Here is a 14,798-nt window from a genome sequence, read left to right as displayed (position 1 = left end):
CGGCGCTGAGCGCGTTACTTGCGGTTGATCAGCAGACCGACCAGCACGCCGACGCCGGCGGCGATGCCGATCGACGTCCACGGATGCTCATGCACGTAATCGTCGGTTGCGCGCGCGGCCTTCTTGCCTTTCTCGACCACCACGACCTGGACGTCGGTTGCCTTTTCCTTGGCCTGCTTCAGGCGCGACATGGCTTTCTCGCGCAACTCGGCCGCCCGATCGCCGGTGGTGCTCGCTGCCTGCTTGAGCAGATCCTCGGCGTCCGCGAGAACGGTTTTGATATCCGACATCAGTTTCTCCTTGTTGATTTCCGACATTGCAACTCCCTTCGTGCTGTCATGCTGCAGGTTCACATCGTAGCGAAACGCCTGCCTGCTGGCGAGCCGGGAAGACACATGGCGGCAGTGCAAGACCGCATGGTAAACGACTCGTAATCATCAACAGAGCCGCAAACGGTACGAAAAGTTTCCTCCGCGGCCGTCCGCGCCGTTCCGCCATCGGGCAAAAATCACAAAAAAGTATGAATATCAAACGTAATAATCGTTCGCATGTCCCATTGCTTCCCGTAAGCTGACGGACTGTCCCGCGCATACAGCGCGCGGTTTCAACCAGCATCGTTCGAGGAGGGAACATCATGAGTCTGCGTCTTGGCGACATCGCACCGGATTTCGAGCAGGAATCGAGCCTGGGGCCGATCAAGTTTCACGAGTGGCTCGGCGACAGCTGGGGCGTCCTGTTCTCGCACCCGGCCGACTACACGCCGGTGTGCACGACGGAGCTCGGGCTGACCGCGAAGCTGAAGGGCGAATTCGAGAAACGCAACGTGAAGGTGATCGCGCTGTCGGTCGACGACGTCGAATCGCACAAGGGCTGGATCAACGACATCAACGAAACGCAGTCGACGGTCGTCGGCTTCCCGATCATCGCCGACGGCGACCGCAAGGTTTCGCAGCTGTACGACATGATCCACCCGAACGCGAACGAAACGCTGACGGTGCGCTCGCTGTTCGTGATCGATCCGAACAAGAAGGTGCGTCTGATCATCACGTATCCGGCCAGCACCGGCCGCAACTTCGACGAAGTGCTGCGCGTGATCGACTCGCTGCAACTGACCGACAACTACAAGGTCGCGACGCCCGGCAACTGGAAGGATGGCGACGACGTCGTGATCGTGCCGTCGCTGCAGGACCCGGAGGAGCTGAAGAAGCGCTTCCCGAAGGGCTTCAACGCGGTGCGTCCGTACCTGCGTCTCACGCCGCAGCCGAACAAGTAAGCAGCGGCTCCCGAATCGGCGGCGCGTGACGAACGCGGGTGCCGATGAAAACGGCCCGCCCGGCAGCGATGCCGGGCGGGCCGTGTCTTTTTTTCAGTCGGAGGGTAGCAAGGCGACGCGGGCGCGCGCCGCGCGTTCGCGCAAGAATGCTCAGAAGAATGCCTGGATGCCCGTCTGCGCGCGACCGAGGATCAGCGCGTGGATGTCGTGCGTGCCTTCATACGTATTGACCACTTCGAGGTTCACGAGGTGGCGCGCGACGCCGAATTCGTCCGAGATGCCGTTGCCGCCGAGCATGTCGCGCGCGAGCCGCGCGATGTCGAGCGCCTTGCCGCACGAGTTGCGCTTCATGATCGACGTGATCTCGACGGCCGCCGTGCCTTCGTCCTTCATCCGGCCGAGCCGCAGCACGCCCTGCAGGCCGAGCGTGATTTCGGTCTGCATGTCGGCGAGCTTCTTCTGGATCAGCTGGTTCGCGGCGAGCGGCCGGCCGAACTGCTTGCGATCGAGCACGTACTGGCGCGCGGTGTGCCAGCACGATTCGGCCGCGCCGAGCGCGCCCCACGCGATCCCGTAGCGCGCCGAGTTCAGGCACGTGAACGGCCCGCGCAGGCCGCTCACGTTCGGCATCAGGTTTTCTTCCGGCACGAACGCTTCGTCGAGCACGATCTCGCCGGTGATCGACGCGCGCAGCCCGACCTTGCCGTGGATCGCGGGCGCCGACAGCCCCTTCCAGCCCTTCTCGAGGATGAAGCCGCGGATCGCGTCCTTGCCGTTTTCCTCGAGCTTCGCCCACACGACGAACACGTCGGCGATCGGCGAGTTGGTGATCCACATCTTCGCGCCGGACAGCGAATAGCCGCCCGGCACCTTCTTCGCGCGCGTGACCATGCTGCCCGGATCGGAGCCGTGGTTCGGCTCGGTCAGCCCGAAGCAGCCGATCCATTCGCCGCTCGCGAGCTTCGGCAGGTATTTCTGCTTCTGCGCGTCCGAGCCGAATTCGTGGATGGGCACCATCACGAGCGACGACTGCACCGACATCATCGAGCGGTAGCCGGAATCGACGCGCTCGACTTCGCGTGCGATCAGCCCGTAGCTCACGTAATTGAGGCCGGGGCCGCCGTATTCCTCCGGAATCGTCGGGCCGAGCAGGCCGACTTCGCCCATCTCGCGGAAGATCGCGGCGTCGGTGCGTTCATGGCGGAACGCTTCGGTGACGCGCGGCGCGAGCTTGTCCTGCGCGTATGCATGCGCGGCATCGCGCACCATCCGCTCTTCTTCGGTCAGTTGCTGGTCGAGCAGCAGCGGATCGTCCCAATGAAAAGTTGCAGCGCTCATCGTGTCATCTCCTGTCCCCTGGACGCGTCGCGTCGGGCTTCATGCTGAAAGTTCGCTTGACGGGAGTTCCGCTCTGCGGAACAATGTTTTGCAAATCGAACCCAGTGTAGCATCAGATGACGCTTTCAACCATCGACGAAACCATGATCGACGAGCGCAAGTTCGTCGTTGCGCTCGCGCGCGGGCTCGACTTGCTGCGTGCATTCCGGCCCGGCGAGACGATGCTCGGCAATCGCGACTTCGCGGAGCGCACGGGGCTGCCCAAGGCGACGGTGAACCGGCTCGCGTATACGCTGACCGTGCTCGGCTATCTGCGCTACGACGAGACGCTCGGAAAGTATGCGCTCGACGCCGGCGTGCTGTCGCTCGGCTACGCGCTGCTGTCCGGCTCGGGCACGCTCGATCTCGCGCGGCCGCACATGCAGGCGCTCGCGCGCGAGATCGGCGCGGCCGTGTCGCTCGGCTGCCGCGACGGGCTCGACATGATCTATCTCGAAACGATCCGCAGCGAAACCGCGCTGACGCTCGGGCTCGCGCCCGGCTCGCGGCTGTCGATGCTGACGAGTTCGATGGGGCGCGCGTACCTGGCCGTGCAGCCGGAGGACGTGCGCCGCGCGCTGTATGCGGACCTGCACCGGGCGGCCGGCGGCGCGGCAGACGCGGATGCGCTCGTCGCGGCCGCGCAGCAGGCGGTCAGCGAGTTTTCGGATGGCGGATGCTGCTATTCGTTCCGCGCGTGGCACATGGACGTGAACGCGGCGGCCGTGCCGTTTCGCGAGCCGCGCGAGGGGCGCTGGCTGATCCTGAGTTGCAGCGGCCCCGCGTCGTCGATGGACGAAGACGTGTTCCGCACGCAGGTCGGCCCGAAACTGAAGGCGCTCGCACAGCGGCTCGGGCAGACCGTCTGACGCGGCCGTCGCGAGCCGATCCGGCGCGGCGTTCCCGGCGTGCGCCGAACCACTGCCGCGAACCGGCTGCCAGGCCGGACGTCACGCCGTGACGACCTTCGCGAACACCGGCCCCTGCATGAATCGCACGTCGTGCTGGCGCAGCAGCTCGCACTGCGTCTCGTCGACGACGCCGTCGAAGATCAGCGGAATCCGCACGCGCTGCGCATACGCGACCAGCGCCTTCACCATCCCGTCGCGCAGCGCGATGCCCGCATCCATCTTGATGTAGTCGGGCCGCGCCATCTCCGATTCGACCGCGAGGATCCGGCCCGGGTCGGGCAGCTTGTCCGCGACCTTGAAGCCGTGATGCTGGTAGCTGCGCGTCAGGTAGCCGAGGAAGGTCTTGTGCGCGACCGCGACGGCCGGCAGCTCGATCACGATCCGCTCGGTCGGCAGCCCGAAGCGCTGCAGCACCGACGAGAAATGCTTGCCGTGGTCGTATTTCACGCTCTTGAGCAGCCGCTCGTGCACCCGCAGGAACAGCAGCCCGTGACGTTGCGCGCCGAAGAAGTTGATCGCGTGCAGCGCGCGCGACAACCGGTCGATCGCGACGAGCGTCTGGTCGTCGACCGCCGAGTCGACCGGGTCGTGCTGCGCGCCCGTGACCAGCGTGACGGCCTGGAAGCCGAGTTCGTCGCCGTAGCGCTCGATCGCATCGGCGAACGACGTCGACTGCGGCGCGCCGGGCATCGTCACGTCGTAGATCGGTTCATACGCGCTCGCGAGCGTGCGCTCCGGCAGATTCGCGCACGCGGTGCCGCCTTCGGCAAGCGCGAGGTGTTCCCGCAGATACGGTAGTTGCCCGGCACGGGCGACCAGCTCGGGAATGTTGGGCGGAATCATCGGCGTCGAAAGGAAAAATGGCGGCCGAAAGGGCCGCCTCACGTATCGATATTAGCAGCGCGCGCCAGAGTCGGCTTGGCGTTTCACTCATATGGTTATCCCGTCCCCGCAGCGATGGCTAGGGTTTACGTTGATTTCACTATTCGTAATTGGTTTTACTATTCGTAAATCCAGCGATTGGTCGCCGATCAGGAAAAGCGGCGTTCGGGCGCCAGGCACGGCGCCGTTTTCCGAATCGAATCAACAGGAAGCAAAGGAGCGAGACGTGGCGGTTGACAGGAAGTGGGCGGAAGAGCGCGGGCCGCGGCAGCGGCGGGCAATGGACGCGAGCGGAACGACGCGGCGCGCAGCGGCGCGTGCGCGGCAGGGCTGAGGAGCGAATGGCGACCATGAGCATCGATTACCAGACGCTGAAGTTCGAGTACCGTCCGCGCGCGGCGCGGGCCGCCGGCGATGACGCGGCGATTCATCCGGTGATCGTCGTCGGCGCGGGCCCGGTGGGCCTGGCGGCCGCGATCGACCTCGCGCAGCAGGGCGTGCCGGTCGTGCTGCTCGACGACGACGACACGCTGTCGACGGGCTCGCGCGCGATCTGCTTCGCGAAGCGCACGCTCGAGATCTTCGACCGGCTCGGTTGCGGCGAGCGCTTCGTCGACAAGGGCGTGAGCTGGCACGTCGGCAAGGTGTTCCTGCAGGACGAACAGCTGTACGCGTTCGACCTGCTGCCCGAGGAAGGGCATGCACGGCCTGCGTTCATCAACCTGCAGCAGTACTACGTCGAAGGCTATCTGGCCGAGCGCGCGTTCGAGCTGCCGAATATCGACATCCGCTGGAAGCACAAGGTGACGGGCGTCGCGCAGTCGGCCGACCACGCGGCGCTGACCGTCGAGACGCCGGAGGGCATCGAGACACTGCGCGCGCAATACGTGATCGCGGCCGACGGCTCGCGCAGCCCGATGCGCGCGGCGATGGGTCTCGAGAGCCGCGGCCGCACGTTCAAGGACCGCTTCCTGATCGCCGACGTGAAGATGAAGGCGGAATTCCCGACGGAGCGCTGGTTCTGGTTCGATCCGCCGTTCCACCGCAACCAGTCGGTGCTGCTGCATCGCCAGCCCGACAACGTGTGGCGCATCGACTTCCAGCTCGGCTGGGACGCCGATCCGGTCGCGGAGAAGCAGCCGGAGCGCGTGATCCCGCGCGTGCGCGCGCTGCTCGGCGCGGACGTCGAGTTCGAGCTCGAATGGGTGAGCGTCTATACGTTCCGCTGCCAGCGGATGGATACGTTCCGGCACGGCCGCGTGCTGTTCGCCGGCGATTCGGCGCACGGCGTGTCGCCGTTCGGCGCGCGCGGCGCGAACAGCGGTGTGCAGGACGCGGACAATCTCGCGTGGAAGCTGAAGCTGGTGCTCGACGGCCGCGCGCACGACCGCCTGCTCGATACCTATGCGAGCGAGCGCGAATTCGCGGCGGACGAGAACATCCGCAATTCGACGCGCTCGACCGACTTCATCACGCCGAAGAGCGCGGTGTCGCGCGTGTTCCGCGACGCGACGCTGAAGCTCGCCCGCGACTGCGAGTTCGCGTGCAAGCTCGTGAACAGCGGCCGCCTGTCGGTGCCGGCCGTGCTGGCCGATTCGCCGCTGAACACGCCGGACCGCAACGGCGACACGTTTGCATGCGCGATGCGCCCGGGCGCGGCGGCGGCCGATGCGCCGGTGCGCGCGCACGGTACGTCCGGCTGGCTGCTGAAGCATCTCGGCGGCGGCTTCGCGGGCGTGCTGTTCGGGCTGCCGGGCGACGCCGCGGCCCTCGCGCAGGCACTCGACGGCCTCGCGCTGCCGGTGCGTGCCGTGCTCGTCGTGCCGGCCGGGCATGCGCGGCCGGTGGCTGGCGTCGACGTCGTGGAGGACGTCGACGGCTTCGCCGCGCAACGCTACGACGCGCAGCCGGGCACGTTCTACCTGCTGCGCCCCGACCAGCACGTGTGCGCGCGGATGCGCACGCTCGAGCGTCAGGCGATCGCCGACGCACTGGCGCGCGCGAGCTGCGCACGCTGAAACCATAACGACACCGGAGACACCGTCATGCCCCGACTCGACACCCGTCCGCGCCTCGCTGATCCGGACGCGTTCTACGAAGCGCTGATCGACATGCATCGCGACCTGTCGGACGCCGACAGCCAGCTCGTCAACGCGAAGCTGATCCTGCTGCTCGCCAACCAGATCGGCGACGCCGACGTGCTGCGCGAAGCGATGGCGCTCGCGCGCCAGGGCGTGACGCCGCCCGTGCATCCGGCCGCCGAGGTGGCGCAATGAGCGCGGCGCCGGCCGCGACGCGCGTGCTCGAAGTCGAGCGCGTGATCGACGAGACCCATCGCCCGGGCTTTCACTGGATGCTGCTGATCCTGTGCGGGCTGTGCCTCGTGATCGACGGCTTCGACGCGCAGGCGATGGGCTATGTCGCACCGAGCGTGATCGCCGAATGGGGCGTGCCGAAGCAGGCGCTCGGGCCCGTGTTCAGCGCGAGCCTGTTCGGGATGCTGCTCGGCGCGCTCGGGTTGTCGGTGCTCGCCGACCGGATCGGGCGGCGCCCGGTGCTGATCGGCTCGACGCTGTTCTTCGCGGTGACGATGCTCGCGACGCCGTTCGCGGATTCGATCCCGGTGCTGATGGCGCTGCGCTTCGTCACGGGCCTCGGCCTCGGCTGCATCATGCCGAACGCGATGGCGCTGGTCGGCGAGTTCAGCCCGGCCGCGCATCGCGTGAAGCGGATGATGATCGTGTCGTGCGGCTTCACGCTCGGCGCGGCGATCGGCGGCTTCATCAGCGCCGCGCTGATTCCGGCGCTCGGCTGGCGCTCGGTGTTCTTCGTCGGCGGCGCGGTGCCGCTCGTGCTGACGATCGCGATGATCGCGCGGCTGCCCGAGTCGCTGCAGTTCCTGGTGCTGAAAGGCCGCGACGCGCAGGCGCGCGACTGGCTCGCGCGCTTCGCGCCGCAGGCCGGTATCGACGCGAACACGCGGCTTGCGGTGCGCGAGCGCGCGACGAGCGGCGCGCCGGTCGCCGAGCTGTTCCGCGGTGGCCGCCTGCCGGTCACGCTGCTGCTGTGGGCCATCAGCTTCATGAACCTGATCGACCTGTACTTCCTGTCGAACTGGCTGCCGACCGTGATGCGCGACGCGGGCTATTCGCCGGGTACGGCCGTGATCGTCGGCACGGTGCTGCAGACGGGCGGCGTGATCGGCACGCTGTCGCTCGGCTGGTTCATCGAACGCTACGGCTTCGTGCGCGTGCTGTTCGCGTGCTTCGCGTGCGCGGCTGTGTCGGTCGGCTTGATCGGCTCGGTCGCGCATGCGCTGCCGTGGCTGCTGCTCGTCGTGTTCGCCGGCGGTTTCTGCGTGGTCGGCGGCCAGCCGGCCGTGAACGCGCTCGCCGGCCAGTATTACCCGACGTCGCTGCGCTCGACCGGCATCGGCTGGAGCCTCGGCATCGGCCGGATCGGCTCCGTGCTCGGGCCGCTCGTCGGCGGACAACTGATTGCACTGAACTGGACCAACGGCGCGCTGTTCCACGCGGCCGCGGTGCCCGTGCTGTGCTCGGCGCTGTTCGTGCTGGGCCTGGCCGGTGTCACGCGGCGCAGCGGCGCGCAGGCGCCGAACGCCGCCCTGAATTGATGGAGAAAGGAAACGATGACGCTTGACCTGTCGAAACCGGCAACCGCCGGCTACCTGAGCGGATTCGCGAACGAATTCGCGACCGAGGCGCTGCCCGGCGCGCTGCCGCACGGCCGCAATTCGCCGCAGCGCGCGCCGTACGGCCTGTATGCGGAACAGTTGTCGGGCACCGCGTTTACCGCGCCGCGCGCGCACAACCGCCGCTCGTGGCTGTACCGGATCCGGCCGGCGGCCGTGCATCGGCCGTTCGAGCCGTTCACGGGGCCGCAGCGTCTCGTGGCCGAATTCGGCGACTCGGCCGACGTGCCGCCGACGCCGCCGAACCAGCTGCGCTGGGATCCGCTGCCGATGCCGGTCGAGCCGACCGATTTCGTCGAAGGGCTGGTCACGATGGCCGGCAACGGCTCGGCGGCCGCGATGAACGGCTGCGCGATCCATCTGTACGCGGCGAATCGCTCGATGCAGGACCGCTTCTTCTACAGCGCCGACGGCGAACTGCTGATCGTGCCGCAACAGGGGCGGCTCTTCATCGCGACCGAGTTCGGCCGTGTCGACGTCGAGCCGTTCGAGATCGCGGTGATTCCGCGCGGCGTGCGTTTTTCGGTCGCGCTGCCGGATGGCGACGCGCGCGGCTACATCTGCGAGAACTTCGGCGCGCTGCTGCGCCTGCCGGACCTCGGCCCGATCGGCTCGAACGGACTCGCGAACCCGCGCGACTTCCTGACGCCGCAGGCCGCGTACGAGGATCGCGAAGGCGCGTTCGAACTCGTCGCGAAGCTGAACGGGCGACTGTGGCGCGCGGACATCGGCCATTCGCCGTTCGACGTCGTCGCATGGCACGGCAACTACGCGCCGTACAAATACGACCTGCGCCTGTTCAACACGATCGGCTCGATCAGCTTCGACCATCCCGATCCGTCGATCTTCCTCGTGCTGCAGTCGCCGAGCGACACGCCGGGCGTCGACACGATCGACTTCGTGATCTTCCCGCCGCGCTGGCTCGCGGCCGAGGATACGTTCCGCCCGCCGTGGTTCCACCGCAACGTCGCGAGCGAGTTCATGGGCCTCGTGCACGGCGCGTACGACGCGAAGGCCGAGGGCTTCGTGCCGGGCGGCGCGAGCCTGCACAACTGCATGTCGGGCCACGGGCCCGACGCGGACACGTTCGAGAAGGCGTCCGCGAGCGACACGACGAAGCCGCACAAGGTCGACTCGACGATGGCGTTCATGTTCGAAACCCGCACGCTGATCCGGCCGACGCGCTATGCGCTCGACACCGCGCAGCTGCAGGCCGACTACTTCGAATGCTGGCAAGGCATCAAGAAACACTTCAATCCGGAGCAAAGATGAGCGACACCCAAGACTGGCGCGCGACGCTCGACCCGGCTCGCAAGAGCTGGGTCGACACGGCGAACGATCCCGCCTGCGATTTCCCGATCCAGAACCTGCCGTTCGGCATCTTCAGCGATGCGAAGCAGACGGCGCGCCGTGCGGGCGTCGCGCTCGGCGACCAGATCGTCGACCTCGCCGCGCTCGCGCGCGCGGGGCTCGTCACGCTGCCGGCCGGCGCCGACGTGTTCGCCGCAGCGACGCTCAATGCGTTCATCGCGCTCGGCCGCGAAGCATGGCGCAGCGTGCGCGTGCAGCTGTCGGACCTGTTCTCGCGCGACAACGCGAAGCTGCGCGACGATGCCGCATTGCGCGCGCAAGTGCTCGTCGCGCAGCGCGACGCGACGCTGCATCTGCCGGTCGACATTCCCGGCTATACCGATTTCTATTCGTCGAAAGAGCACGCGACCAACGTCGGCTCGATGTTTCGCGATCCGAAGAATGCATTGCTGCCGAACTGGTCGGAGATGCCGATCGGCTACAACGGCCGCGCGTCGTCGGTGGTCGTGAGCGGCACGCCGGTGCGGCGTCCGAGCGGCCAGCTGAAGCTGCCCGACCAGGAGCGCCCGGTGTTCGGCGCGTGCCGCAAGCTCGACATCGAACTGGAGACGGGCTTCATCGTCGGCCGAGGCAACGCGCTCGGCGAGCCGATCGCGTGCGAGGACGCGGAAGCGCATATCTTCGGGATGGTGCTGCTGAACGACTGGAGCGCGCGCGACATCCAGCAGTGGGAATACGTGCCGCTCGGGCCGTTCAACTCGAAGGGCTTCGCGACGACGATCTCGCCGTGGATCGTCACGCTCGACGCGCTCGAACCGTTCCGCGTCGCGCAGCCCGAGCAGTCGCCGCAGCCGCTCGCGTATCTGCGGCACGCGGGCCAGCACGCGTTCGACATCGCGCTGGAAGTGACGCTGCGGGCGGAAGGCGCAGCGGAGCCGACGTCGATCTGCCGCACGAACTTCAAGCACATGTACTGGACGATGGCGCAGCAGCTCGCGCATCACACGGTCGCCGGCTGCAACACGCGCGTCGGCGACCTGATGGGTTCGGGCACGATCAGCGGGCCGACGAAGGATTCGTTCGGCAGCCTGCTCGAACTGACGTGGAACGGCAAGGAGCCGCTCGCGCTGAACGGCGGCGGCAGCCGTACGTTCGTCGAGGACGGCGACGAGCTCACGCTCGCGGGCTGGTGCCAGGGCGACGGCTATCGCGTCGGCTTCGGCACGTGTGCGGGGAAGATCCTGCCGGCGCGCGGCGCGTAGCGGTTGGCGGCGCGACGCGGTGCGTCGCGCGCAGTCGCGAAGAACAGGGCGGCCCGCATTCGCGGGCCGTTTTTCTTCAGCGGCCGACGGCTGCGTGCGGGCCGATGGGTATCGGCGCATGTCGGCGCGTATGGGTGCACGATGCTGAAAGCCGAAGCCGAAGCCGAAGCCGAAGCCGAAGCCGAAGCCGAAGCCGAAGCCGAAGCCGAAGCCGAAGCCGAAGCCGAAGCCGAAGCCGAAGCCGAAGCCGAAGCCGATGCCGATGCCAACCGCGGCTGCAGCATCAGCCCCAGCCCCCACACCGATCTGCGTCAGACCGCGCGCTGCACCGCCGCGCGTCGTTCCCACAGCGCGGCCGCGACGAACGCGGCGACGCAGACGATCAGCACGCCGACCAGCGCGTTGCTGCCCAGTTGCTCCATCAACGCGCCGGCAACCAGCGGCCCGCCGAAGCTCGCGGCGCTCCACGACGCGGACACGAGCGAGCTCGCGGTGACGAGCGCCGCGCCGCGAAAGCGTTCGCCGCACGCGACGAGCGACAGCGTGTAGATGCTGCCGGCCGCCGCGCCGAGCACGAACAGCAACGGCCAGCACAGCCACGGATTCGCGATCACGAAGGGCAGCAGCGGCAGGCCCGCGAGCACGATCCAGCCGGCGCCGAGGTGTACGCGTTCGCGGCCGAGCCTGTCCGCGAGCCAGCCGATCGGAAACTGCATCGCGGTATCGCCGAACAGCATGATCGACGCGAGCAGCACGGCGGTCGCGCTCGCGACGCCGTGATCCATCGCGTAGAGCGGCAGCAGCGACAGCGCGAGCGTGTCGAACAGCGCGAAGAAGCCGGTGCCGATGATCAGCGCGGGCATGCGCGGCAGCACGGCGAGCCAGCTGTCGTGCGCGGCGTGATGCGCGTCGTCGCCGGCGAGCGGTGCGCGCCGGATCGTCGCGAGCGTCGGCAGCGCGAGCAGGAACAGCGCGCCGCACAGCGCGAAGCGGATGCTCGCCGCCCCCGCGATCTGGCTGACGAGCACCGGTCCCGCCATCTGGAACAGCGTGAAATTGGTCGCGTAGATCGCGACCACGCGGCCGCGCGTCGAATCGTCGGCGAGCTGGTTGACCCATGCCTCGCCGATCGTGAACAGCAGCATCAGCGCCGCGCCGCACAGCACGCGCAGCACGGCCCATACGACGAGATTCGACGTGAACTGCATCAGCGCGGTGGCCGCGGCGAGCAGCACGACCGACACGACGATCGCGCGGCGTGCGCCGATGCGCCGCGCGAGCGCGGTGACGAACGGGACGATCGCAAGACCGCCGCCGGCCTGCGCGGCGGTCAGCATGCCGACGACGTTGGTGCCGTGTCCGGCTTCGGTCAATGCGAGCGCCGTGAGCGGCATCGTCGCGCCGGTGCCGAGGCCGACCACCGCGACGCTCAGGATCAGCGCGAGGAAATCACGATTGAGAATGGCTTTCATCGGCCGGGATGCTACACCGCGGACATTGAAAGGTCCATGAAGGCCGTCAGGATCCGATCGGGTTGCGTGCGCAACGAGTTCGCCACGCACGGCCGCGCCGCCGCGCGTCACGCGCATTCGGTCGGCACGTTCACCGGGCGGCGTTCGAGCGACGCCGACCACAGCGTGAGCGCGAGCGCCGCTGCGGCCATCGCGACGCCGACCCACGGCAGGTTCACGAGCGACACGCCGGAGCCGATCGCCATCCCGCCGAGCCACGCGCCCGTCGCGTTGCCGAGGTTGAAGGCGCCCTGGTTCAGCGTCGACGCGAGGTTCGGCGCGTCGCTCGCGCGATCGACGATCAGGATCTGCAGCGGCGGCACGATCGCGAACGCGAGGATGCCCCACCCGAAGATCGTCGCGAGCGCCGCGAACGGCACGTGCATCGTGGCGGCGAACAGCGCGAGGACGACGCCGATCAGCGCGAGCGTCGCGATCAGCGACGGCATCCGGCGCCAGTCGGCGAGCCTGCCGCCGAGCGTGCCGCCGACGGTCAGGCCGAGGCCGAACAGCAGCAACACGTAGGTGACCTGGCGCGGCGAGAAGCCCGTCACCTCCTCGAGGATCGGCGTGATGTACGTGAACACGCTGAACAGGCTTGCAGAGGCGAGCACGCTGATGCCGAGCACCATCAGCACCTGCGGGTGCTTCAGCACGCCGAATTCGCGCGTGATGCTGGTGTCGGGCATCGCGAGATGCTTCGGCAGGCACACCGCGAGCGCGGCGGCCGCGGCGATGCCGATGCCGGTCACGGCCCAGAACGTCGCGCGCCAGCCGTACGCCTGGCCGAGCGCGGTGCCGAGCGGCACGCCGAGCACGTTCGCGAGCGTGAGGCCGGTGAACATCAGCGCGATCGCCTGTGCGCGGCGGTTCGGCGCGACGAGGTTGCTCGCGACGACCGAGCCGATCCCGAAGAACGCGCCGTGGCAGAACGCGGTGACGACGCGCGCCGCCATCAGCACCGCATAGCCGGGCGCGATCGCGCAGAACAGGTTGCCGGCGATGAACAGGCCGATCAGGCCCATCAGCGCGCGCTTGCGCGGCATCTTCGCGGTGACGATGGCGAGGATCGGCGCGCCGATCGTCACGCCGAGCGCATAGCCCGACACGAGCATGCCGGCGGCCGGGATCGACACGCCGAGGTCGCGCGCGACGTTGGGCAGCAGCCCCATGATCACGAACTCGGTGGTACCGATTCCAAATGCGGCGACGGCAAGGGCGAAAAGAGGCAAGGGCATCGCGGTGGGCTACGGAAAAGGCCGCGGCCGGAGGCCGGCGCGGGATGCGCGGCACGGGCAGGGCGGAGAGGCGTCAGCCGCGATTCTACTTCAGTGAAAACCCCTATGCTTGGGGCCGGAATGGATGTTGCCGGCGTGCGACGAAGCGGTGCGGTCAATGCGCCACAGTGTGGGATTTCGCGGGTGTCCGGGGCGTGTCGGCGGCGCTCGGCGAAATGGTGGGCCGGAACGAAGCTGCCGAAATCGGCGTTTCGCGGGGCGGCTCGTCCGGCCAGCGGCCGCGCGCGTTTCGGCGGGCGCGCGGATCGGCGCCTTCGTCCGGCGCAGCGATCGCCGGCGAGCGCCGCGAGGCGCCGGCGCGGCGTCTGATCAGCGCCCGGGAAGCGTTTCGACCGGCGTGCGGTCGGCGCCTTCGCCCGGTGCAGCGAATCGCAGGCGACGGCGACGAGGCGCCGACGGGCGCCCGGTCAGCGCCCGCGAAGCGTTTCGACCGGCGGCCGGTCGGCGTCTTCGTCCGGTGCAGCGATCGCCGGCGAGGGCGACGAGTCGCCGGCAGCACCGACGCAGGCCGCGGCGCGATCGGCTGCAGCGGTCGCCGGCGCGTCCCAGCCGTTTTCGAACAGGCACGCCTCGATCGGCATGCGTGCCGCCCAGCGCTCCTCCTCGAGCATCGGCTTCGCATAGAACGCGTCGACATGCCCGACGCACAGCACGGCGATCGGTTTTGCGCCGGCCGGCATGCCGAGCAGCGTGCGCAGCGCATCGACGTCGAACAGCGACACCCAGCCCATCCCGAGCCCTTCCGCGCGCGCGGCGAGCCACATGTTCTGGATCGCGCAGGCCGCGGACGCGAGGTCCATCTCCGGCAGCGTGCGGCGGCCGAACACGTGGCGCTCGCGATCGTCGGTCAGCGCGACGACCAGCAGTTCGCCGCATTCGCGCACGCCTTCGACCTTCAGCCGCATGAATTCGTCCTGCCGTTCGCCGAGCGCATCGGCGGTCGCGCGGCGTTCGGCCTCGACCAGCGCATGGATCGCGGTGCGCAGCGCGGGATCGGTGATGCGGATGAAGCGCCACGGCTGCATGAAGCCGACGCTCGGCGCGTGGTGCGCCGCGCGCAGCAGCCGCGCGAGCGTGGCCGGATCGACGGGCGCCGGCGTGAAGTGGCGCATGTCGCGCCGTTCGAAAATCGCGCGGTAGACCGCGGCAATGGCGGAGTCGTCGAAACGCATGAGCGGCAGGAAGCAGGGGGAGGTCGGCGCAACGATAGCAGACGATGCGCGGGCGGCGTTACATCTGTCGAAACAAAATGACGAATCGT

General features: G+C 68.4%; 13 protein-coding genes. 7 read left to right on the top strand and 6 right to left on the bottom strand.

Annotated elements, in window-relative coordinates:
• Positions 1-14: 14 nt before the first annotated feature.
• Positions 15-317: a DUF883 family protein gene (locus tag Q3A80_RS07930; RefSeq protein ID WP_446328525.1), complete on the bottom strand. Its 303-nt coding sequence runs from the start codon at positions 315-317 to the stop codon at positions 15-17.
• A 317-nt stretch (positions 318-634) separates the two neighbouring features.
• Here Q3A80_RS07930 and Q3A80_RS07925 point away from each other — a divergent pair, with 317 nt between their 5' ends.
• Positions 635-1,273: a peroxiredoxin gene (locus Q3A80_RS07925; RefSeq protein WP_446328524.1), complete on the top strand. Its 639-nt coding sequence runs from the start codon at positions 635-637 to the stop codon at positions 1,271-1,273.
• 150 nt (positions 1,274-1,423) lie between these two features.
• Here the strand turns inward: Q3A80_RS07925 and Q3A80_RS07920 are convergent, their stop codons facing one another.
• Positions 1,424-2,611, bottom strand: a complete 1,188-nt coding sequence (locus Q3A80_RS07920; RefSeq protein ID WP_446328523.1) for an acyl-CoA dehydrogenase — start codon at positions 2,609-2,611, stop codon at positions 1,424-1,426.
• A gap of 116 nt (positions 2,612-2,727) precedes the next feature.
• On the opposite strand from Q3A80_RS07920, the gene Q3A80_RS07915 reads away from it, so the two are divergent.
• On the top strand, positions 2,728-3,519 hold the full coding sequence (locus Q3A80_RS07915; RefSeq protein WP_446328522.1) for an IclR family transcriptional regulator: 792 nt from the start codon (positions 2,728-2,730) through the stop codon (positions 3,517-3,519).
• A gap of 81 nt (positions 3,520-3,600) precedes the next feature.
• On the opposite strand, the gene Q3A80_RS07910 is transcribed toward Q3A80_RS07915, so the two are convergent.
• Complete coding sequence (locus tag Q3A80_RS07910; protein WP_446328521.1) at positions 3,601-4,404, bottom strand: EAL domain-containing protein; 804 nt, start codon at positions 4,402-4,404, stop codon at positions 3,601-3,603.
• Positions 4,405-4,784: 380 nt separating this feature from the next.
• Here Q3A80_RS07910 and Q3A80_RS07905 point away from each other — a divergent pair, with 380 nt between their 5' ends.
• From Q3A80_RS07905 to fahA, 5 genes are read left to right on the top strand one after another with little or no spacing between them, the layout of a single operon-like run.
• Entirely contained in the window at positions 4,785-6,461 is a 1,677-nt protein-coding gene (locus Q3A80_RS07905; protein ID WP_446328520.1) for an FAD-dependent oxidoreductase, read from the top strand.
• A 27-nt stretch (positions 6,462-6,488) separates the two neighbouring features.
• On the top strand, positions 6,489-6,719 hold the full coding sequence (locus tag Q3A80_RS07900; RefSeq protein WP_014897947.1) for a DUF2783 domain-containing protein: 231 nt from the start codon (positions 6,489-6,491) through the stop codon (positions 6,717-6,719).
• On the top strand, positions 6,716-8,077 hold the full coding sequence (locus tag Q3A80_RS07895) for an MFS transporter (RefSeq protein WP_446328519.1): 1,362 nt from the start codon (positions 6,716-6,718) through the stop codon (positions 8,075-8,077). Before Q3A80_RS07900 ends, Q3A80_RS07895 begins: the two co-directional genes overlap by 4 nt.
• Before the next feature lie 15 nt (positions 8,078-8,092).
• Positions 8,093-9,427: a homogentisate 1,2-dioxygenase gene (gene hmgA, locus Q3A80_RS07890; RefSeq protein WP_446328518.1), complete on the top strand. Its 1,335-nt coding sequence runs from the start codon at positions 8,093-8,095 to the stop codon at positions 9,425-9,427.
• Positions 9,424-10,728: a fumarylacetoacetase gene (fahA, locus tag Q3A80_RS07885; protein ID WP_446328517.1), complete on the top strand. Its 1,305-nt coding sequence runs from the start codon at positions 9,424-9,426 to the stop codon at positions 10,726-10,728. The genes hmgA and fahA overlap by 4 nt, the downstream gene beginning before the upstream one ends.
• A gap of 311 nt (positions 10,729-11,039) precedes the next feature.
• On the opposite strand, the gene Q3A80_RS07880 is transcribed toward fahA, so the two are convergent.
• From Q3A80_RS07880 to bluB, 3 genes are all read right to left on the bottom strand, one after another.
• On the bottom strand, positions 11,040-12,200 hold the full coding sequence (locus tag Q3A80_RS07880) for an MFS transporter (RefSeq protein ID WP_446328516.1): 1,161 nt from the start codon (positions 12,198-12,200) through the stop codon (positions 11,040-11,042).
• A gap of 107 nt (positions 12,201-12,307) precedes the next feature.
• Positions 12,308-13,477, bottom strand: coding sequence for an MFS transporter (locus Q3A80_RS07875; protein ID WP_446328515.1), 1,170 nt, complete (start codon positions 13,475-13,477; stop codon positions 12,308-12,310).
• 467 nt (positions 13,478-13,944) lie between these two features.
• Positions 13,945-14,709, bottom strand: a complete 765-nt coding sequence (bluB, locus tag Q3A80_RS07870; RefSeq protein WP_446328514.1) for a 5,6-dimethylbenzimidazole synthase — start codon at positions 14,707-14,709, stop codon at positions 13,945-13,947.
• Positions 14,710-14,798 lie beyond the last annotated feature (89 nt).

The sequence above is a fragment of the Burkholderia sp. SR8 genome, from assembly GCF_052851275.1.
Note: the sequence above shows the minus strand (reverse complement) of the source record. Positions and strands in the feature narration are given on the sequence as shown.